At 63.3% G+C, this 20,420-nt stretch carries 15 protein-coding genes and 1 tRNA gene; 5 read left to right on the top strand and 11 right to left on the bottom strand.

The window, feature by feature from the left end:
- The first annotated feature begins 95 nt into the window (after nucleotides 1-95).
- From NCT03_RS08385 to NCT03_RS08365, 5 genes are all read left to right on the top strand, one after another.
- A complete protein-coding gene (locus tag NCT03_RS08385; protein ID WP_244825396.1) occupies nucleotides 96-2,957 on the top strand; it encodes a 2-oxoglutarate dehydrogenase E1 component in 2,862 nt (953 codons plus the stop codon).
- Nucleotides 2,958-3,087: 130 nt separating this feature from the next.
- Complete coding sequence (gene odhB / locus NCT03_RS08380) at nucleotides 3,088-4,413, top strand: 2-oxoglutarate dehydrogenase complex dihydrolipoyllysine-residue succinyltransferase (RefSeq protein WP_250492481.1); 1,326 nt, start codon at nucleotides 3,088-3,090, stop codon at nucleotides 4,411-4,413.
- Between the two features lie 93 nt (nucleotides 4,414-4,506).
- Nucleotides 4,507-5,937, top strand: coding sequence for a dihydrolipoyl dehydrogenase (gene lpdA / locus NCT03_RS08375; protein ID WP_250492480.1), 1,431 nt, complete (start codon nucleotides 4,507-4,509; stop codon nucleotides 5,935-5,937).
- Between the two features lie 134 nt (nucleotides 5,938-6,071).
- Entirely contained in the window at nucleotides 6,072-7,169 is a 1,098-nt protein-coding gene (zapE, locus tag NCT03_RS08370; RefSeq protein WP_244825393.1) for a cell division protein ZapE, read from the top strand.
- A 137-nt stretch (nucleotides 7,170-7,306) separates the two neighbouring features.
- The gene (locus NCT03_RS08365; protein ID WP_244825392.1) at nucleotides 7,307-7,678 is read left to right on the top strand and encodes a transposase; all 372 of its coding nucleotides are present in this window, start codon (nucleotides 7,307-7,309) and stop codon (nucleotides 7,676-7,678) included.
- Nucleotides 7,679-7,768: 90 nt separating this feature from the next.
- On the opposite strand, the gene NCT03_RS08360 is transcribed toward NCT03_RS08365, so the two are convergent.
- The 11 genes from NCT03_RS08360 to NCT03_RS08310 all read right to left on the bottom strand — a co-directional run bounded on the left by NCT03_RS08360 (nucleotide 7,769) and on the right by NCT03_RS08310 (nucleotide 20,387).
- Entirely contained in the window at nucleotides 7,769-8,218 is a 450-nt protein-coding gene (locus NCT03_RS08360) for a DUF2147 domain-containing protein (RefSeq protein WP_244825391.1), read from the bottom strand.
- 110 nt (nucleotides 8,219-8,328) lie between these two features.
- Nucleotides 8,329-9,117: a 5'/3'-nucleotidase SurE gene (surE, locus tag NCT03_RS08355; protein ID WP_250492479.1), complete on the bottom strand. Its 789-nt coding sequence runs from the start codon at nucleotides 9,115-9,117 to the stop codon at nucleotides 8,329-8,331.
- Between the two features lie 119 nt (nucleotides 9,118-9,236).
- On the bottom strand, nucleotides 9,237-9,482 hold the full coding sequence (locus NCT03_RS08350) for a hypothetical protein (protein ID WP_244825389.1): 246 nt from the start codon (nucleotides 9,480-9,482) through the stop codon (nucleotides 9,237-9,239).
- A 191-nt stretch (nucleotides 9,483-9,673) separates the two neighbouring features.
- On the bottom strand, nucleotides 9,674-10,582 hold the full coding sequence (locus tag NCT03_RS08345; RefSeq protein ID WP_250492478.1) for a DUF1571 domain-containing protein: 909 nt from the start codon (nucleotides 10,580-10,582) through the stop codon (nucleotides 9,674-9,676).
- Nucleotides 10,583-10,607: 25 nt separating this feature from the next.
- A complete protein-coding gene (locus NCT03_RS08340; protein WP_250492477.1) occupies nucleotides 10,608-12,353 on the bottom strand; it encodes an AMP-binding protein in 1,746 nt (581 codons plus the stop codon).
- 138 nt (nucleotides 12,354-12,491) lie between these two features.
- Complete coding sequence (locus tag NCT03_RS08335; RefSeq protein ID WP_250492476.1) at nucleotides 12,492-13,799, bottom strand: acetyl-CoA C-acetyltransferase; 1,308 nt, start codon at nucleotides 13,797-13,799, stop codon at nucleotides 12,492-12,494.
- Nucleotides 13,796-14,692 (bottom strand): MaoC family dehydratase, encoded by an 897-nt coding sequence (locus NCT03_RS08330; RefSeq protein ID WP_250492475.1) that lies wholly within the window; start codon nucleotides 14,690-14,692, stop codon nucleotides 13,796-13,798. Before NCT03_RS08330 ends, NCT03_RS08335 begins: the two co-directional genes overlap by 4 nt.
- 3 nt (nucleotides 14,693-14,695) lie before the next feature.
- The gene (locus NCT03_RS08325; protein WP_250492474.1) at nucleotides 14,696-16,123 is read right to left on the bottom strand and encodes a 3-oxoacyl-ACP reductase; all 1,428 of its coding nucleotides are present in this window, start codon (nucleotides 16,121-16,123) and stop codon (nucleotides 14,696-14,698) included.
- A gap of 41 nt (nucleotides 16,124-16,164) precedes the next feature.
- Nucleotides 16,165-18,669, bottom strand: a complete 2,505-nt coding sequence (locus tag NCT03_RS08320; RefSeq protein ID WP_250492473.1) for an acyl-CoA dehydrogenase — start codon at nucleotides 18,667-18,669, stop codon at nucleotides 16,165-16,167.
- Nucleotides 18,670-18,770: 101 nt separating this feature from the next.
- On the bottom strand, nucleotides 18,771-19,991 hold the full coding sequence (locus tag NCT03_RS08315) for an MFS transporter (RefSeq protein ID WP_244825382.1): 1,221 nt from the start codon (nucleotides 19,989-19,991) through the stop codon (nucleotides 18,771-18,773).
- A 309-nt stretch (nucleotides 19,992-20,300) separates the two neighbouring features.
- Nucleotides 20,301-20,387, bottom strand: a tRNA-Leu gene (locus tag NCT03_RS08310).
- Between the last annotated feature and the right edge of the window lie 33 nt (nucleotides 20,388-20,420).

The following is a 20,420-nucleotide window of genomic DNA, read 5'->3' as shown; positions in this document are numbered from 1 at the left end:
CTTGATTCGCGCAATCCGCTAAACGGTCAGGCCGTGGCGCGGAAGGTTTCTTAACCCGCACTTCCTCGAGAAACTCGAAGAAAGGTGAGCGTAAAATGATGAAGCAATTCCAGTCGAACTCCTATTTGTTCGGCGGTAACGCTCCGTACGTTGAAGAACTGTACGAGCAATATCTAGACAATCCGGCGTCGGTCCCCGAGACCTGGCGCACCTATTTCGACGCGCTTCAGAACGTGCCAGCATCCGACGGCACGGCTCAGAGCGACGTGGCTCACGGCCCTATCGTCGAATCCTTTGCGCAGCGCGCGAAGTCCAACGCCTTCGTTCCTCGTGAAGGCGGCGGCGAAGATCTCGCCACCGCGCGCAAGCAGGTCTACGTCCAGTCACTGATCGGCGCATATCGCTTCCTCGGCTCGCAACTGGCCGACCTCGATCCGCTCAAGCGCCGCGAGCGTCCGCATATTCCTGAACTCGAACCTGCGTTCTACGACTTCACCGAAGCCGACATGGACCAGACGTTCAGCGCCACGAACCTGTATTTCGGTTTCGAGCGCGCGAGCCTGCGCGAGATCGTCAAGGCATTGCGTGACACGTATTGCGGCAAGATCGGCGCCGAATACATGTACATCAGCGACCCCGAACAAAAGCGCTGGTGGAAAGAGAAGCTCGAGTCGACACGCTCGACGCCCAACTTCTCGAACGACAAGAAGAAGCACATCCTGAATCGCCTGACGGCCGCCGAAGGCCTCGAGCGTTTCCTGCACACCAAGTACGTCGGTCAGAAGCGCTTCTCGCTGGAAGGCGGCGAGAGCTTCATCGCGTCGATGGACGAAGTCGTCCGTCACGCAGGCGCGAACGGCGTGCAGGAAATCGTCATCGGCATGGCGCACCGCGGGCGTCTGAACGTGCTGGTCAATACGCTCGGCAAGATGCCCGCCGACCTCTTCGCCGAATTCGAAGGCAAGCACGTCGATGACCTGCCGGCTGGCGACGTCAAGTATCACAAGGGTTTCTCGTCGGACGTCTCGACCGATGGCGGCCCGGTTCACCTGTCGCTCGCGTTCAACCCGTCGCATCTGGAAATCGTGAACCCGGTGGTCGAAGGGTCGGCCAAAGCGCGGATGGATCGCCGTGGCGACGAAGAAGGCCTGCAAGTGCTGCCGGTGCAGATTCACGGCGACGCCGCTTTCGCGGGCCAGGGCGTCGTGATGGAAACGCTGAATCTCGCGCAGACGCGCGGCTACGGCACGCACGGCACGCTGCATATCGTCATCAACAATCAGATCGGTTTCACGACCTCGGACCCGCGCGACTCGCGCTCGACGCTGTACTGCTCGGACGTCGTCAAGATGATCGAAGCGCCGGTGCTGCACGTGAACGGCGACGATCCCGAAGCCGTGGTGCTCGCCACGCAGCTCGCCATCGACTTCCGCACGAAGTTCCATAAGGACGTGGTCGTCGATATCGTCTGCTTCCGCAAGCTCGGTCACAACGAGCAGGACACGCCGGCGGTCACGCAGCCGCTGATGTACAAGACTATTGCCAAGCATCCGGGCACGCGCGCGCTGTATGCCGAAAAGCTCGTGCAGCAAGGCGTCATCACGCCCGAAGTCGCGGACGAATACGTCAAGGCGTACCGCACGGCAATGGACGAAGGTCACCACACCATCGACCCGGTGCTCTCGAACTATAAGAGCAAGTACGCGGTGGACTGGGTGCCGTTCCTGAATCGCAAGTGGACCGACGCGGCCGACACCGCCGTGCCGCTCGCCGAACTCAAGCGGCTGGCCGAGCGCATCACCACGATCCCGGAAAACTTCAAGGTGCATCCGCTCGTCGAGCGCGTGATCAACGATCGCCGCGCCATGGGCCGTGGCGAAGCCAAGCTCGACTGGGGCATGGGCGAGCATCTCGCGTTCGCGTCGCTGGTCGCTTCGGGGTATGCGGTGCGTCTGACGGGTCAGGACTCGGGCCGCGGCACGTTCACGCACCGTCACGCGGTGCTGCACGATCAGAACCGCGAGCGCTGGAACGACGGCACGTACATTCCGCTGCAGAACATTGCCGAAGGTCAGGCCAAGTTCTCGGTGATCGACTCCGTGTTGTCCGAAGAAGCCGTGCTCGGTTTCGAATACGGTTATTCGACCGCCGAGCCGAACACGTTTGTCGCGTGGGAAGCGCAGTTCGGCGACTTCGTGAACGGCGCGCAGGTCGTGATCGACCAGTTCATCTCGTCGGGCGAAGTGAAATGGGGCCGCGTCTCGGGTCTCACCATGCTGCTGCCGCACGGCTACGAAGGCCAAGGTCCGGAGCACTCGTCGGCGCGTATCGAACGTTTCCTGCAGTTGTGCGCGGATCACAACATGCAAGTGGTGCAGCCCACCACGCCGGCGCAAATCTTCCATCTGTTGCGCCGCCAGATGATCCGCTTGTTCAGAAAGCCGCTGATCATCGCCACGCCGAAGTCGCTTCTGCGTCACAAGGAAGCCGTGTCGGACCTGTCGGAACTGGCGAAGGGTTCGTTCCAGCCGGTCATCGGCGAAGTGGACGAAGCCATCGACGCGAAGAAGGTCAAGCGCGTGGTCGTCTGCTCGGGCCGCGTGTATTACGACATCGTCGCGCATCGCCGCGAAGCGAAGAGCAACGACGTCGCCATCGTGCGTATCGAGCAGCTCTATCCGTTCGCGCACAAGCAGTTCGACGCGGAACTCAAGAAATACGAGAACGCGACCGAAGTGGTCTGGGTGCAGGACGAGCCGCAGAACCAGGGCGCCTGGTTCTACATCGAGCACCATCTGCGTGAAGGCATGAAGGACGGCATGAAGCTCGCATATAGCGGCCGTCCGGCTTCGGCTTCGCCCGCGGTCGGTTACTACGCGAAGCACTACGAGCAACAGAAGGCGCTCGTGGAAGGCGCGTTCGGCCGCCTCAAGGGCGCGCAGGTGATCGCGAAGTAACACGGCTTGACGGGACCGCGCGGGCGAGGCTCGCCGGTCCCGTACGCGAAACGCGCATCGAATGCGGCGTCAGGTCGCCGTGCATCGCGTCGCTCGCATTCATACAGACACGTATCAGGACAAAACAGAAATGGCTATCGTAGAAGTCAAGGTTCCCCAGCTTTCGGAGTCGGTTTCAGAAGCGACCATGCTGCAGTGGAAGAAGAAGCCGGGCGAGGCTGTCGCCCAGGACGAAATCCTCATCGAAATCGAGACCGACAAAGTCGTGCTCGAAGTGCCCGCACCGTCCGCCGGCGTGCTGGCGCAAGTCATCAAGCATGACGGCGATATCGTCGCCGCCGATGAAATCATCGCGAAGATCGACACCGAAGCCAAGGCCGGTGAAGCACCGGCCGCCGCCGCCGCTGGCGACGCGGAAGTGAAACCGGCGCCCGAAGCCGAGCCTGCCGCCGCATCGGCTGCTGCTCCGGCGGCCGCGCAAGGTTCGGCGCAAGCCACGGGCGGTGCCGCATCGCCTTCGGCCACGAAGATTCTGGCCGAGAAGGGCGTATCCGCGGACCAGGTTGCAGGCTCCGGCCGCGACGGCCGCATCACGAAGGGCGATGCACTCAGCGCTTCGGCATCCGCCGCTGCCGCGCCCGCCAAGGCTGCTGCTCCGGCGCCCGCCGCCGCACCGGCTCCGGCTGCCGCACGCGCCGCGAAGCCGTCGCTGCCGGACGTGAAGGCGCCCGCATCGGCGGATCAGTGGCTCAAGGATCGCCCGGAACAACGCGTGCCGATGTCGCGTCTGCGTGCGCGTATCGCCGAGCGTCTGCTCGAATCGCAGCAGACCAACGCCATCCTGACGACGTTCAACGAAGTCAACATGGCGCCGGTCATGGATCTGCGCAACAAGTACAAGGACCGCTTCGAAAAGGAACATGGCGTGAAGCTCGGCTTCATGTCGTTCTTCGTGAAGGCCGCCGTGCACGCGCTGAAAAAGTTCCCGCTCGTGAACGCGTCGATCGACGGTAACGATATCGTCTATCACGGTTACTTCGACATCGGTATCGCGGTCGGTTCGCCGCGTGGTCTCGTCGTGCCCATTCTGCGTAATGCAGATCAGATGAGCCTCGCCGACATCGAAAAGAAGATCGCCGAATTCGGTCAGAAGGCGAAGGACGGCAAGCTGTCCATCGACGAGATGACGGGCGGCACGTTCTCCATCTCGAATGGCGGCGTGTTCGGCTCCATGCTGTCGACGCCTATCATCAACCCGCCGCAGTCCGCGATTCTTGGCGTGCACGCCACGAAGGAACGCGCCGTGGTGGAAAACGGCCAGATCGTGATCCGCCCGATGAACTACCTGGCATTGTCTTACGATCACCGCATCATCGACGGCCGCGAGGCCGTGCTGTCGCTCGTCGCCATGAAGGATGCGCTGGAAGATCCGGCTCGTCTGCTGCTCGACCTGTAAGCGTAGAACGCATGTTGCCCTGGTGCGCGCGATAGGCTCGCGCGCACCGTGAAGGGCGTCTCCGCATGAGCGGAGTCATATCAAGGGAAAGTCATGTCCAAGGAATTTGATGTCGTCGTGATCGGCGCGGGCCCCGGTGGCTATATCGCGGCCATTCGCGCAGCGCAGCTCGGCAAGTCGGTTGCGTGTATCGAGAAGTGGAAGAATCCGGCGGGCACGCTCAAGCTCGGCGGTACGTGTCTGAACGTGGGCTGCATTCCGTCGAAGGCGCTGCTCGCGTCGTCGGAAGAGTTCGAGAACACGGCGAAGCATCTGGGCGATCACGGCATCAGCGTGTCGGACGTGAAGCTCGATGTCTCGAAGATGCTCGCGCGCAAGGACGGCATCGTCGAGAAGATGACGAAGGGCATCGAGTTCCTGTTCCGCAAGAACAAGATCACGTGGCTCAAAGGGCACGGCAAGTTCGCCGGCAAGACCGAGGCCGGCGTGCAGATCGAAGTGTCGGGCGAAGGCGAAACGGAAACGGTCACGGCGAAGAACGTGATCATCGCGACGGGTTCGAAGGCGCGTCATCTGCCGAATATCCCGGTCGACAACAAGATCGTCGCCGACAACGAAGGCGCGTTGTCCTTCGACGCCGTGCCGAAGAAGCTCGCCGTGATCGGCGCGGGCGTGATCGGTCTGGAACTGGGTTCGGTGTGGCGCCGTCTCGGCGCGGACGTGACCGTGCTCGAAGCGCTGCCGCAGTTCCTCGGCGCAGCGGACGAAGCGCTCGCGCGTGAAGCCGCGAAGCAGTTCAAGAAGCAGGGCCTCGACATTCACCTCGGCGTGAAGATCGGCGAAGTGAAGACCGCTGAGAGCGGCGTTTCCATCGCGTACACGGACAGCACGGGTAATGCAAAGACGCTGGAAGCGGACCGCCTGATCGTGTCCATCGGCCGCGTGCCGAACACGGACAATCTCGGTCTGGAAGCAATCGGCCTGAAAGCCAACGAGCGCGGTTTCATCGACGTGGACGAACACTGCGCGACCGCCGTGCCGAACGTGTACGCAATCGGCGACGTGGTGCGCGGCCCGATGCTCGCGCACAAGGCGGAAGACGAAGGCGTGGCGGTGGCCGAGATCATCGACGGTCAGAAGCCGCATATCGACTACAACTGCATTCCGTGGGTCATCTACACGGAACCGGAAATCGCGTGGGTCGGCAAGACCGAGCAGCAGCTCAAGGCGGAAGGGCGCGAGTTCAAGTCCGGCCAGTTCCCGATGATGGCCAATGGCCGCGCATTGGGTATCGGCCGTGCGGATGGCTTCGTCAAGATGATCGCGGACGCGAAGACCGACGAGATTCTCGGCGTGCATATCATCGCGGCCGACGCGTCGGACCTGATCGCGGAAGCCGTGGTGGCGATGGAGTTCAAGGCGGCCGCCGAAGACATCGGCCGCATTTGCCATCCGCATCCGTCGCTTTCCGAAGTCATGCGCGAAGCGGCGCTCGCAGTCGATAAACGCGCGCTGAACATGTAAGTTCGCCGGGTCTGGAAAGACCCGGTCGGACCCGGTCGGACTCGGCCCGGCTCGGCCGGCATCGCAACGAAGGCGAGCGGATCAAACCGTTCGCCTTCGTCACATTCAACGGCATCAGCGCTACAAGCCGCATCATGAACGTCACCGAATACTACGAAAACGAGCTGCGCACGCGGGGCTATCGATCGGACGAGGCGCAGCTCGCGGCGGTCGCGCGGCTGCAGCGCTGTTACGATGAATGGATCTCCTATAAGTCGCGCCGCTCGAACGCGATCATGAAGTTTCTCGTGCATCCGGAGCTGCCGCGCGGCGTGTACCTTTGGGGCGGCGTCGGGCGCGGCAAGAGCTTTCTGATGGACAGCTTCTATGCGGTCGTGCCGGTGCAGCGCAAGACGCGTTTGCATTTTCACGAGTTCATGCGCGAGGTGCATCGCGAACTGGAAGACCTCAAGGGCCAGGCCGATCCGCTCGACGAACTCGCGCGGCGTATCGCGAAGCGTTACCGGCTGATCTGCTTCGACGAGTTCCACGTCTCCGATATCGCCGACGCGATGATTCTTTATCGCCTGCTCGATCGCCTCTTCACCAACGGCGTGCAGTTCGTGATGACGTCCAATTACGAGCCGGACACGTTGTACCCGGAAGGCCTGCATCGCGACAGGCTGCTGCCGGCTATCGAGCTCATCAAGAAGCATCTCGACGTCCTGAATGTCGATGCCGGCACCGACTATCGCAGACTGACGCTTTCGACCGTACAGGCCTATCACACGCCGCTCGGCGCAGCCGCGGATAAAGCCTTGCGCGACGACTTCGCGAAGCTCGCCGCCGTGCCGGACGAAAGTCCGCTGCTGCATATCGAGAAGCGCGAGCTCAAGGCCCTGCGTCGCGCGGACGGCGTCGTCTGGTTCGATTTCGCGACCTTGTGCGGCGGACCGCGTTCGCAGAACGATTACCTCGAACTCGCGAGCCGCTTTCACGCCGTGATTCTGTCGGACGTGCCGCAGATGTCGCCGCGCATGGCATCGGAAGCGCGTCGCTTCACGTGGCTCATCGACGTGTTCTACGACCACAAGGTCAAGCTGCTGATGTCGGCGGCGGTGCCCGCCGAAGACCTGTACGTGGAAGGACCGATGGCCAATGAATTCGCGCGCACGGTATCGCGCATCGTGGAAATGCAGTCGAAGGAATATCTGGAGTCGCCGCGCCGTCTATCGGATATCTCACTGACCTAATACCGAGAAACCAAAAATAGCCGTTCAGCCAATTGGCGTAAGGCTTGTCGGGCTTTTTCAAGATTAGGAGGACTCTTATTTCCCCGCTTTGGTGCGCTCGGTATCGTTGCCGGGTACAGTAAATTGGAGAAATTAACGTGAAGCCCTACCGCGACATGTCCGACGAAGAATGGCAAATGGTGGCGCCGTTGCTCCCCGAGCTGAGGCCGCGTTCCGAACTGCGCGGTCGGCCGCTCGCCAACACCCGCGCCGTGCTCAATGGCGTGCTCTGGGTCATGTATAGCGGCGCGTCGTGGTCCACCATGCCGCGCAAATACCCGTCGTATCAGACGTGTCACCGGCGCTTCAAGGCGTGGCACGAATCGGGCGTGCTGCTGCGCGTGATGACGCAGTTGTTCGGCCCGGCAGGCGAGTCCCTTTACGCGTTGATGACTTCTCGCATGCGCGTTCCGGCGGAGCTTCCATCGCTCATGGAAGAGAGCGTCGAAGCGGAACGCCGCGCTGCGTGACATCGGCCACGTGCGAAGCGTCTGCAAAGCGTCTGCAAAGAGGATGCAAAACGAAAACCGGCCTTGGCCGGTTTTTTCATTTGAGCGAGATCACTGACGCAACCATGTCTGCGAGCGCCCCAGGAGCGACACGCCGATATACCCGCGCACCACGAGTTTCTGTCCGCCGTCCTCGAGCTTCATCTTGCACTTGTAGAGCTTGCCGTTTTCAGGGTCGAGAATCTGCCCGTCTTCCCAGGTGTCGCCGTTCTGCCTGAGACCGGTGATGATGGTCATGCCTTTCACCAGTTGATCGCGCCGCTCGTCGGTGCAGGCCGTGCAGCGCCGCTCCGGATGATCGAATTCGCCGATGCCGCGCACCACGCGTCCCGACAACTGGCCGCTGCCGTCGTCGACGATCTGAATGATCGCCTTCGGCTTGCCCGTGGCATCGTCGATAGTCTGCCATGTGCCAACGGGCGTAGGCGCTTGCGCAAACGCGCTTGCCGCCGACAACGCGAAGAGCGCAGCGGCGCATGCGCGGCTGATCGCACGCTTCATAGGGTGTCTCCTTTTTCTAATCGTCATCCCGCGCGCTGGTACGGCGGTCGCGTCAGCATACGAGAAAGCCGTATCTGCGTCTGAGAGGAAACGTTCTAGCCAACAACGCGCTACCGTGCGCCGCGCAAGCCGGCTTCGAGCGTGGCGAAAGTGCGGGCGTCGGTGCGATCGAAATTGAGCGGCGTCACCGCAATGCGTCGGGCCGCCACGTTCGCCGTCTCGCTGTCGGGCGCATTCTCACGTGCGCCGCGTTGAAAGCGTAGCCAGTAGTAATCGAGACCGCGCGGGTCGACTTCCGCGATGACGTCGATACCTTCCACGAGCCCGACGCCTTGCCGCGTCACGGTAAGCGGACCGGCGGCTTCTGCATCGCAATCGGGGAAATTGACGTTGAGACACGTCGGCGCGTCGTGCGAGATGGCGAGCAACTGACGGATCACGCCGGGCGCGAGCGCGCTCGCCGTGTCCCAGCGCACGTTGTTGCGATCTGAAAACGTCTGGCTCAACGCGATGGACGGCAAGCCGAGCAGCAAGCCTGTCATGGCTGCGCCGACCGTGCCGGAAAACATGGTCTCGACGCCAAGATTCGCACCGCGATTGATGCCAGAAAGCACGAGATCGGGCGGCGCATCTTTCATGAGATGGCGCGCGGCCATCACGACGCAATCGCCGGGTGTGCCTTGTACGCCGAAGCGCCGTTCGCCCTGACGCGACACGCGCAACGGCGAATGAAGACTGATGGAGTGCGACGTGCCGCTCTGATCGTGCTCGGGTGCGATCACCCAGACTTCGTGCGCGATTTCGCGGGCGACGGCTTCGAGCACGGCAAGGCCGGGGGCGTCGATACCGTCGTCGTTGGTCAGCAGCACACGTTGAACGACGGGTTCAGTAGCGGACATCGCGAATCACTCCTTGGTCGGTTGTGAATGAGATCAACCGATTATTACAGAGATCGCGACGCCGAATGAGTGTCGAGCGCGTGCCGAGCGCGTGTCAAGCACGTGCCAAGCGCGCGTCTTTAGCGAACGCCCAACCCGCGCAATACGGCATTGCCGTCTTCGGTCAGCCGGACTTTCGGTGCGCCCGCTTCGGGAGACACGATTTCGACGTAGCCATATTCCTGCAACGAAGCGACATCCGGCGTCGCGGCCATGGCGTCGATCGGCGCGTGCAAAAGCAAAAGCAGCGTGGCGATTTCGTGATGGCTGAGCAGCCGTTTGATGGCCCGCACGGGCGCCGAAGCGGAAGCTAAACGGAGGTTCATGGACCGAACTCCTTGGTTATTACATGACGATTCTGGGCGCCGGTGACATCCGGCAGCCGACGTTGATGTCGATGAAGTCCGGCAAGGTTAGAAGCCGATTCTTAGGCGAAACTTAAAATCAACCGATGCCGGGAAATCGCGCTTGTTACAGCGTGTGTCGTCAAGTCAGCGAGCACTTCAGAGCGCCGCCATCAGAAGCGATAGTCGGGATTTTTCGGGTCGAACGTCAGGTCGTCGAAGGGCTTGGGATCGATGCGTTCGAGCACGATGCTTTCGAACTGCTCGCCGTCGTTTTCGAACGATTCGATGCTGCGCAAAAGCGGACGCGTCAGATCGAGACCGAGCACTTCGCGCTTGGCGTAGAAGTCGGGCTGGCCGCTCGGCGTATCGTAGGTGAGGGCGACGACGCGCACACCGTCGATGGTCCGCACATCGACGCTGGCCGGCCGCGTGATGCCCGCTTCGATGAAGCGGCGGCCTTCGTCGATGAAACGCTGCGTAATGGCGTCGATGCTGAGTTCGCGGATCGAATGATTCGACTGCGCGCGCGCAAAGGCGCCGTCGATCTTCGTCCACATGGGCACCACGCCGAACAGCCCGCCCAGATGCCCGTATAGCTCACGAGGACGCGTCGAATCGTCGTAGATGATCTCCTGGCCCGCATGCGCGCCGTCGGGCAACCATTTGGCGTAGATGCGCAGCGGTTCGCGCGTCACGCGCACGAGCATGTGGTCGGCGCGCTTCGGCCATTTTCCCTTCACGCGTTCGCGCCGCCACATGGTGAATTCGCACGATGCGAAGCGGTGCGTGCCCGCGCTCAAGTAACGCGGCAGCGTGTGAGGATCGAGCGACTGGAAGAGGGTGACGAGTTGCTCGTCGTCGAGCGCCGCAAGCTCGCCGCTCGCCGCTGCGCCGGTCAGCCACGCAACCTGCTGATCGGCATCGAGCGTGGCGACGCGGTCCGCGCCAGCCTGTGCGTACGCGTGCGATTCGAACAGCGCGAACATCGCGAGCAGCAGAAAACACAGGCTCGCACAGGCGAGCCGCCAGTTCGTGATGCGGCGCAATTGCACTGACGGCACTGGCGGCACTGGCGGCATGAGTTCTCCGATTGGACCAGTGATGCTACTCCTTAAGCTTCGCGCGTTCAGCATCGCGTAATTCGCGTCGCAAAACCTTGCCGATGGTCGAAAGCGGCAGAGAATCCCGAAACTCCACGAACGCCGGCATCTTGTAGCCGGTCAGATGTAAACGGGCGAAGGCGAGGACTTCTTCCACGGTGAGCGTAGCGTCGCGCCGCACGACGAACACCTTCACGCGTTCGCCCGTCACCGCGTCGGGCACGCCGATAGCCGCCGCCGAGTGCACTTTCGGATGCGCCGCGAGCACGTCCTCGATCTCGTTCGGATACACATTGAACCCGGACACGATCATCATGTCCTTCTTGCGATCGACGATACGAACGAACCCGCGCGCGTCCATCACGCCGATGTCGCCGGTGGCGAGCCAGCCGTCCGCGCCGATAATCCGCGCGGTCTCGAGAGGCCGATTCCAGTAGCCTTTCATCACTTGCGGGCCCCACACGCAAAGCTCGCCGCGTTCGCCGATGTCGGCCCATACGCCATCTTCGCGGCGCATGCGCACGAGCGTGGAAGGCACGGGCAGACCGATGCTGCCATCGAAAGCCATGTTGTCTTCGACACCGATGGGACTCGCGCACACGAGCGGCGAGCATTCGGTGAGCCCGTAACCTTCGGTGATCGACAGGCCCGTGAGCTTCGCGAAGCGTTCGGCGACGCCGCGTTGCGTGGCCATGCCGCCCGACATCGCGAGCTTGAGCGCGGAGAAGTCGCGCGCGCGGAATTCGTCGTTGTCGAGCAGCGCGTTGTAGAGCGTGTTGAGCGCGCTGATCGCGGTGAAGTTCTCACGGCGCAGCGCGCGCATGAACGTGCTGAGATCGCGTGGATTGGCGATCAGCACATTGCGCGCGCCGATGCCGAGGAACACGAGCGCATTCATCGTCAGCGAATAGATGTGATAGAGCGGCAGCGGCGTGACCACCGTTTCGGCGCCATCGACGAGCCTCGCGCGCGCCCACGCAAGCGCCTGCATCACGTTGGCGATGGCATTGCGGTGCGTGAGCATCGCGCCCTTCGCCACGCCCGTGGTCCCGCCGGTATATTGGATGAAGGCGATATCGCCGTGCCCGATGCGCACCGGTTCGAACTTGCGCCTGGCGCCGCGCGCAAGTGCCTGCCGCAAGCCGACCGCCTCGGGCAGCGAGTACGCGGGCACGCTCTTCTTGACGTGACGCAGAAAGAAATCGATTGCTTGACCCTTGAGGTTGAGGCCGTCGCCGAGCAAGTCGCCGAGCGTGCTCACGATCACATGGCGGATGCGCGTGCCGTGCTGCGCGTCCTGCAATGTTTTCGCGAAAGGCTCCGCGACGACGATGGTCTGCGCGCCGCAATCCTTCAACTGATACGCGAGTTCGCGCGCCGTATAGAGCGGATTCACGTTGACGACGATCGCGCCCGCCGCAAGCGCGCCGAAAAGCGTCACGGGATAGGGCAGCGAATTGGGCATCATGAGCGCGACGCGATCGCCGGGTTTGACGCCGAGCTCTTGCAAATACGAAGCGAACGCCAGCGCCTTATCGCGCAGCGCGCCGAACGTGAGTTCGGAGCCGAGGCTCACATAAGCGACGCGATCGCGAAAGCGCTCGACGGCTTGATCGAAGAAGTGCGTGAGCGAACGGTAACGCGACGGATCGATATCGCGCGGCACGCCCGCCGGATACGAGGCATGCCAGATGCCATCCGTGCAATGCGGCTCGACAGCCCCGCGCGGCGATGCCGGTGCCGGACTCATGGTTTGTCTCCGTTGGCGCGGGTTGTATGCGCCTTATGTTTGTCATGCTGCTTTGTGTTCTGCTGTGCTTCGTGCTTCGTGCTTCGTGCTCGCGTTGCGTCGGCTACGTGCGTTGAGGGCCGCGAGCGTCTCGCGGCTTCAGCGTTCCAGTATCGCGACGATGCCTTGTCCGCCCGCCGCGCAAATCGAGATCAGCCCGCGCGTGGGACGGCCATCGCCGCGAGCGGGCGCATGGCTCAACATCTTCGCGAGCGTGCCGACGATGCGCCCGCCCGTCGCCGCGAACGGATGCCCGGTCGCGAGCGAACTGCCGTTCACGTTCAGACGCGCGCGGTCGATGCCGCCTGGCGCCTGCCCGAGTCCGAGCACGGTTTCGCAATACTCTTGGTCTTCCCATGCGGCGAGCGTGCATAGCACCTGCGCGGCGAAGGCTTCGTGAATCTCGTAAAAGTCGAAGTCCTGCAAGGCGAGGCCGGCGCGCAAAAGCAGCGGCGGGACGGCGTGGACGGGCGCCATCAAGAGACCTTCGCGCTTGTCGAAGAAATCGACTGCCGCCGATGCCGACAAACTCAAGTACGCCTGCACCGGCAAGCCGCGTTCGGCGGCCCATTGTTCCGATGCGAGCAGCACGGCCGACGCGCCATCGGTGAGCGGCGTCGAGTTGCCGGCGGTGAGCGTGCCCGCATCGCGATCGAAGACAGGCTTCAGTTGCGCGAGCTGATCGAGCGAAAGCTCGGGCCGCAGCGTGTTGTCGCGCGTCTGGCCTTTGTACGGCGTCATCAGGTCGTTGAAGAAGCCGCGCTCGTACGCCGCCGCGAGTTTTAGATGACTTTCCCGCGCGAGCGCGTCCTGCGCTTCGCGCGAAATCTTCCAGCGCTTGGCCATCAGTTCGCAATGCTCGCCCATCGAAAGACCGGTGCGCGGCTCGGCGTTACGCGGCAGCGTCGGCCTGAAGAACATGCCGGGCCGCAGCTTCGCGAGCGCGCCCACGCGCTGGCCCGCCGTCCGGCTGCGATTGGCTTCGAGCAGAATCTTGCGCATGCGCTCGTTCACGCCGATGGGCGCGTCCGACGCCGTATCCACGCCGCCTGCAATACCCACGTCGATCTGTCCGAGCGCAATCTTGTTGGCGACCAGAATCACCGTTTCGAGGCCGGTGGCGCAGGCCTGCTGAACATCGTAGGCGGGCGTTTCCTTCGCCAGCGTGGTCGAGAGCGCGGCTTCGCGCGTGAGATTGAAATCGCGCGAATGCTTGACGACCGCGCCCGCCGCGATCTCGCCGAGACGCAGGCCGTGCAGATCGTAGCGATCGACAAGACCTTGCAGCGCGAAGGCCAGCATGTCCTGATTCGATGCCGTCGCGTAAGCCGTATTCGAACGCGCGAACGGAATCCGGTTGCTGCCGATGATCGCGACTCTGCGCCCGAGGTTCGAAGACGTGCTCATGGCAGCTCCCATTCGAACTCGCCGCGTAAATGCGGCCGGTCGCCGGCGAGATCGCGCACTTCGAAGGCGCGCGCGGTGGACGAGGGCGCCGCGCTCCACAGCGTCGCGTCGCCCGGAAGAAAGAGCGGCAGCTTGAAGTCGCCGTGCGCGTGACCGGATGCGAGCGTCTTCACCGGATGCAGCGCCGCGAGCGTGCGCGCAAGCGTCCACATGCCGTGCGCGATGGCGCGCTGGAAGCCGAACGCCTTCGCGCTCAACGCATGCAGGTGAATGGGATTGAAGTCGCCGGAAGCCTTCGCGTAGTCGCGGCCCAGTTGCGCGGGAAGCTGCCAGCGCGCTTCGCGTACGAGGAGCGGCGTACTGGTCTCGATGGCATTGGCGACGGGCGCGGTGGCTTCGGTCTTCACGCCGCGTTTCAGATAGACGCTGTCGCCATCCCACACGGCCTCGCCGCGCCGGTAGATGCGCGTATGCAGCGTGAACGCCTGGCCTTTCGGATGCGGCACGAGCGGTCCGCATTCCACTTCGATCCGCAAGCCCTGACCCGCGAGCAGCGGCCGGCGCAGATGCACGCTGTTCGACAGATGCACGACGCCGAGCGCCGACCAGGGAAACGACGGATCGGTAAGCATCATCAGATGCAGCGGAAACGCGAGCACATGCGGGAACGTGAGCGGCACGCCGTGCTCGGGGATGAAGCCGCATACGCGCGCATACCGGCCGATATGTTCGGGGTCGAGCCGCACGTCGGGGCGAATCAGGCGCAGCGCGGGCAGATCGGTTGCGTGGCCGCGCCGGAACAGGCCCGGCAGCAAGCGGCCATAGAGCTTTGCGGGCGACGGCAGCGTATCGACGACGACGGTGCGCGGGCGGGGCATCGTGGAGACGTGCATCCGTCAGGCTCCGACGAGGCTCTGGCCGCAGACGCGCACCACCTGGCCGGTCACGCCCGCGCTGCCGGGACTCGCGAGCCATGCCACGGTTTCGGCGACATCGACCGGCAAACCGCCCTGGCCCATCGAGTTGAGCCTTCGTCCGGCCTCGCGCACGCCGAATGGCATGCGCGCGGTCATTTGCGTTTCGATGAAGCCCGGCGCCACCGCGTTGATGGTGATGCCGCGTTCATGCAGTATCGGCGCCATGCTCTGCACGCGCCCGATCACGCCGGCTTTCGAGGTGGCGTAATTGGTCTGGCCGCGATTGCCCGCAATGCCGCTGATCGACGACACCGCGACGATGCGCCCGCCCGCGCCGATCACGTTCTGCGCGAGCAGGGCTTCGTCCATGCGTTCCTGCGCGAGCAGATTGATGTCGATCACGCTGTCCCACATCTCTGCGCTCATGCGCGCGATGGTCTTGTCGCGCGTGATGCCCGCGTTATGCACGACGATATCGATGCCGCCCGACGCCGCAAGCGCTGCCGCGAGTTCGGCGGGCGCTTCGGGCGATGCGATATCGGCATAGAGCGCGGTATGCGCGCCGTTAGAAGGCGACGCGTCTTCTATGCCGAGCATGGTCTGATCGAGCGCGTCGCGCGCGGCGGCCACGTCGAGCCCGGTGACGATGGCGCCGTGCGCCGCGAGCACCGCCGCAATCGATGCGCCGATGCCGCGCGCCGCGCCCGTCACGAGCGCGCGCTTTCCGGCGAGCTGCGCGGCCCACTTCGCGGGCGAGGGCGCCGCGCCTTCGAGATGCACGGCTTGCCCCGACACATACGCCGAACGCGGCGACAAAAAGAAGCGCAGCGCGCCTTCGATGGAAGCCTGCGGACTCACGCGCAGCAGATTCGCCGTGCTGCCGTTGCGCGCTTCCTTGCCGAGCGAGCGCGTGAGACCTTCGAGCGCGCGCTGCGCGGTCGCCGCACGCGGATCGCTCAAAGCGCCGGGCGGGCGGCCGAGCACGACGATTCGGCCGCTTCTGGCAAGCGAGCGCAGCGCGTCGTGGAAGAAGGCGTAGAGCGCATGCAGCTCGCTGCTTTCGACAATGCCGGTGGCATCGAAGATCAGCGCTTGGACACGGTTGGCGGGGCTGGAATCGGTGGCGCGCGCCTCGAAACGCCCGCTCATCGCGCCTTGACGGCTTGCCACGGCGAGCCATCCGGACGCGCTGTCATGCGCGATGCCCGTCATGCCGATGCCGGACAACACCGCGAGGAGGTCGTCGAACAGTGCCGGGGACGGTCCCGCGCCGATGGCCGCCATACCGCCGAACTCGGTTTCGCCTGCGCGCAGGCGGCGCAATGCTTCGGGGCGCGGCAGCCCGAGCGAGCGGGCGATGCTCGTGCCGAAGGGCGAATTGACGAAGTCGAGGTAGCGGTCTTTCATCGATTGGCGAGCGGTCGTCGGCAGCGTGGTGTGCTTCGAGATCAAGCGACCGTTTCGGGCATTTGTTGCTCGATCTCGGCGCTGCGCTTTTGCAATGCTTCGAGGATACCGAAGTCTGCGGAAAAATCATCGACTTTCACGGCTTCGCGCGCGAGCGATGCCCATTCTTCGAGCAGAGCCGCCTCGCTCGTATCGATCAATCCGAGCGCGGTCGCTTGCCGCGCCCACGCTTCGATCTCGTCCGGGCTTTGCGGCAAAGGAGCGGTCTTGCCGGATTTCACGGCGTCGCGCAGGCGCGCTTCGAGTGCGACGACGGCGGGCGTGAGCGCGAGCAATTTCTCGCCGACCGCGATCGGATCGTCCTCGAGCGCGGACACGTGCGAGCCTTCGACAAGGCGGCTGCGCGCATCGCCGGGCGTCTGCATCAGGAGCGCGACGTCGTTGCCGAGCGCGTCCGTGCTGGGTGTGTGCGGCAGGCCGAACGGGAACGCGAAGACGCGCAAGAAGGCCGCGGCGGCACGGTTCGGATAGTTGGCGAGCAAGCCGTCGAAGGCGAGCCGCGCCTGATACAGCGCGTCTTCCACGCCCCAGCGCACGAGCGGCAAGTCGCTTTCCGGGCGGCCGTCGTCCTCGAAGCGCTTGAGCGTCGCGGAGATCAGATAAAGCTGCGCGAGGATGTCGCCCAGGCGCGCGGACAGGCGCTCGCGACGCTTGAGCTCGCCGCCGAGCGCGAGCATCGAGATATCGGCGAAGAGGGCGAACGCGCTCGACAGTCGTGTCGCGGCGCGATAGTACGGGACGAGGCGCGCATCGGCCTGTGCGGGTTTGCGGATCGACACGCCGCCGCCGAGCGCGTAGACGAGGCTGCGGATCGCGTTGGACGCGAGAAAGCTCGCATGACCGAAGAAGGCCGCGTCGAAGTCGGTGAGTGCGCGTTTTGCGTCGGGCTCGCGCGTGGCCGCCATCTCCTTGAGCACATACGGATGACAGCGAATCGCGCCCTGTCCGAAGATGATCAGGCAGCGCGTCAAAATGTTCGCGCCTTCGACGGTGATCGAGATCGGCATCTGCTGATATGCGCGCGCCAGAAAATTCGACGGCCCCATGCAGATGCCCTTGCCCGCGACCACGTCCATGCCGTCGTTGATCACTTTGCGCGCGCGCTCGGTGATGTGATATTTCGCGATCGCCGAAATCACCGAGGGCTTCTCGCCGAGATCGACGGCCTGTGCCGACAGGCGGCGCGCCGCATCCATCACGTACAGATTGCCGCCCATGCGGCCGAGCGCTTCCTGAATGCCCTCGAAGCGTCCGATCGACGTCCGGAACTGGCGGCGCGCGGCGGCATAGGCGCCGGTGCCGCGCACGGCGAGTTTGGCCATGCCGACATTCGACGACGGCAGCGAGATCGCGCGGCCCGCCGCGAGACATTCCATCAGCATGCGCCAGCCGCGCCCGACCTGTTCGCGTCCGCCGATAACCCATTCCATCGGGATGAAAACGTCTGTTCCCCAGTTCGGGCCGTTCTGGAACACGGCGTTGAGCGGCCAGTGACGTCTGCCGATATGCACGCCGGGATGCGTCGTCGGAATGAGCGCGCAGGTGATGCCGGGCGCTTCGTTGCCGCTGAGCAGACGGTCGGGATCGAGCGCGCGAAAGGCAAGTCCGAGCACGGTGGCAATTGGTCCGAGCGTGATGTAGCGCTTGTTCCAGGTGACGCGAAAGCCAAGCGTCTCGCGGCCTTCGTGCATCGCGCGGCAGACGACGCCGACATCGGGAATCGCAGCGGCGTCGGAGCCGGCATAAGGACTCGTCAGCGCGAAGCAGGGGATTTCATCGCCGCGCGCGAGGCGTGGCAAGTAGTAGTTCTTCTGTTCTTCGGTGCCGTAATGCAGCAGCAATTCGGCGGGTCCGAGCGAGTTGGGCACCATCACCGAGACCGCCGCCGCCGACGAATGCGTCGACAGCTTCATGATGACTTGCGAGTGCGCGTAAGCGGAGAACGCCTTTCCGCCGTACTGCTTCGGAATGATCATGCCGAGAAAGCCCTTCTCCTTGATAAAGGCCCAGGCTTGCGGCGACAGATCCTGCCAGATCGTCGTGGTGTCCCAGTCGTTGGCGATGTCACAGAGATGGGCGCATTCGTTGTCGACGAAGCTTTGTTCTTCCGGCGTGAGTCTTGGCGCGCCGTGAGCGAGGAGCGAGTCCCAGTGCGGGCGGCCGGAAAAGAGTTCGGCGTCCCACCAGACCGTGCCCGCTTCGATGGCGTCGCGTTCGGTGGCCGACATCTGCGGCAGGATCTTTTGAAATACGCCCAGCACCCGCCGGCTGATGAGCACGCGGCGCAACGGCTTGATGGAGAGGAGAAGCGCCGGAAGCACGAAGACGATGGCCAGCAGCGCGGTGACTATCGGCCCGACGATGCCGGTGAATGCGCCCGCCGCGACCCAGATCGTGAGCGCCGCGAGCCAGGCGACGGCAGGCGCTTGCACGAAGGTCAACGCGCCAGCGACAAGGAGGAAAGCGATGACGAAGAGGGCGAGCATCACGGGTCTCCGAAGCGGCGGTGGTTCGGAGGAGCAGCACGGGGCGTGCCGAATGCGTCGGCATCGCCCTCTAAAATAGCTTGTGGCGCCCGATGGCTCGCTTAAGTTTGCGCCGCCACTTCCTCCGCCGAGCGCGTCATATCGATACCCCTACGCTCGCGGCTGAAGAAGATCAACGCGGCGATCACGACAGCGACGGTTCCCGCAACGATCGCCATTGCCGTGCCGTAGTCCTTGCCGTGGGCCTCGGCAATCGATGCCTGCATCGTCGCATTGACGGCGGCCAGCAGATTGCCGAGTTGATAAACGAGCCCCGGAAACGTCGCGCGAATCTCATCCGGCGAAATCTCGTTCAGATGCACTGGAATCACGCCCCACGCGCCCTGCACGGAAATCTGCATGAGGAACGCGCCGATGGCGAGCATCACCGGGCCTGTCGAGAACGCCCATAAATACAGAACCGGCAACGCGATCAGCGCGGCGATGAAAATCGCCACGCGCCGTCCGATCTTCTCGGAAAGCGACCCGAAAAAGAGTCCGCCGACAATTGCGCCGATATTGAGCACGATGGTAATCAGCGAAACCGTGTGCGGGTCGAAATGATGCTGTTCGCGCAGGAAGGTCGGATACAGATCCTGCGTGCCATGCGAGAAAAAGTTGAACGCGGTCATCAGGACGATCGCGTAAAGCGAGAGCTTCCAGTTCTGCTTGAGCGTGGCGAGCAGACCCGGCCGCTTGCGCTTTTCGAGCGCGCGCCACGCGGGCGATTCCGGCACGTGCGCGCGCACATAGAGCACGAGCAGCGCGGGCGCGACGCCGACAAAGAACATCCCGCGCCAGCCGACGAACTGATAAAGCACGCCGAATACGATCGACGCGAGCAAGTAGCCGCTCGGATATCCCGCCTGCAGCAAGCCCGAGACGAAGCCGCGCGAGGAAGGCGGCACGGTTTCCATCGTCAGCGCGGAGCCGACGCCCCATTCGCCACCCATCGCGACGCCGAAGAGAAAGCGCAAGATCAGCAAAGTCGTGAGATTCGGCGATAAACCCGAGAGCAATTCGAGCAGCGAATAAATCGCGATGTTGATCATCAATGTCGGACGGCGGCCGAATTTGTCCGCAAGCCGCCCGAAGATCAACGCGCCAAGCGGACGCGCCGCCAGCGTAAGCGTAATGGCAAAGGCCACCTTGGGAATGCCGGTATTAAATTCGGCGGCGATGTCCTTCAATATGAAGACCATCAGAAAGAAGTCGAATGCGTCGAGTGTCCAGCCCAGGTAAGCCGCAATCGTTACGTTTCGTTGTTCGCGCGTCCAACTCATTGCCGTGGTCTCCGTTCGATTAATTGATTGGCTTGCCTGGCGAGCGGCGAGGCCGGACAGGCAGGGCCGCAGGCACGCTGAGTGTACGCCCGTGTTTAATTAGCTGCAGGAGGTCAAGAAAGTGCGTGGCACGAATAAGCGCGATTAAATCGTGATCGTAAGCGCGAATGATTCGAATCGATTCGATTCAACAGAAGATCGAATAGACGACGTAAGAAAATTGAATAGGATTTGAAAAGAAAAGGCGCGGAAACAAAAAACCCCACGCGTTGATTCGTGGGGTTGTTTGCAAAACGCTGAAAGAGACCTTGGTGCCCAAGAGAGGACTCGAACCTCCACGGTGTTGCCACCGCTAGGACCTGAACCTAGTGCGTCTACCAATTCCGCCACCTGGGCAAGGGTGCGTGTACTGCGTTTTGTGCGTCATGA

The sequence above is a fragment of the Caballeronia sp. GAWG1-1 genome (assembly GCF_023631465.1).
GTDB lineage: Bacteria > Pseudomonadota > Gammaproteobacteria > Burkholderiales > Burkholderiaceae > Caballeronia.
The sequence above is the reverse complement of the archived record's forward strand: the minus strand, read 5'-3'. Positions and strand labels throughout refer to the sequence as shown.

Bases quoted from the DNA above. Each gene is read 5' to 3' on its own strand.
- NCT03_RS08385 (WP_244825396.1), top strand. From the start codon at position 96: ATGATGAAGCAATTCCAGTCGAACTCCTATTTGTTCGGCGGTAACGCT.
- odhB (WP_250492481.1), top strand. From the start codon at position 3,088: ATGGCTATCGTAGAAGTCAAGGTTCCCCAGCTTTCGGAGTCGGTTTCA.
- lpdA (WP_250492480.1), top strand. From the start codon at position 4,507: ATGTCCAAGGAATTTGATGTCGTCGTGATCGGCGCGGGCCCCGGTGGC.
- zapE (WP_244825393.1), top strand. From the start codon at position 6,072: ATGAACGTCACCGAATACTACGAAAACGAGCTGCGCACGCGGGGCTAT.
- NCT03_RS08360 (WP_244825391.1), bottom strand. From the start codon at position 8,218: ATGAAGCGTGCGATCAGCCGCGCATGCGCCGCTGCGCTCTTCGCGTTG.
- surE (WP_250492479.1), bottom strand. From the start codon at position 9,117: ATGTCCGCTACTGAACCCGTCGTTCAACGTGTGCTGCTGACCAACGAC.
- NCT03_RS08350 (WP_244825389.1), bottom strand. From the start codon at position 9,482: ATGAACCTCCGTTTAGCTTCCGCTTCGGCGCCCGTGCGGGCCATCAAA.
- NCT03_RS08345 (WP_250492478.1), bottom strand. From the start codon at position 10,582: ATGCCGCCAGTGCCGCCAGTGCCGTCAGTGCAATTGCGCCGCATCACG.
- NCT03_RS08340 (WP_250492477.1), bottom strand. From the start codon at position 12,353: ATGAGTCCGGCACCGGCATCGCCGCGCGGGGCTGTCGAGCCGCATTGC.
- NCT03_RS08335 (WP_250492476.1), bottom strand. From the start codon at position 13,799: ATGAGCACGTCTTCGAACCTCGGGCGCAGAGTCGCGATCATCGGCAGC.
- NCT03_RS08330 (WP_250492475.1), bottom strand. From the start codon at position 14,692: ATGCACGTCTCCACGATGCCCCGCCCGCGCACCGTCGTCGTCGATACG.
- NCT03_RS08325 (WP_250492474.1), bottom strand. From the start codon at position 16,123: ATGAAAGACCGCTACCTCGACTTCGTCAATTCGCCCTTCGGCACGAGC.
- NCT03_RS08320 (WP_250492473.1), bottom strand. From the start codon at position 18,669: ATGCTCGCCCTCTTCGTCATCGCTTTCCTCCTTGTCGCTGGCGCGTTG.
- NCT03_RS08315 (WP_244825382.1), bottom strand. From the start codon at position 19,991: ATGAGTTGGACGCGCGAACAACGAAACGTAACGATTGCGGCTTACCTG.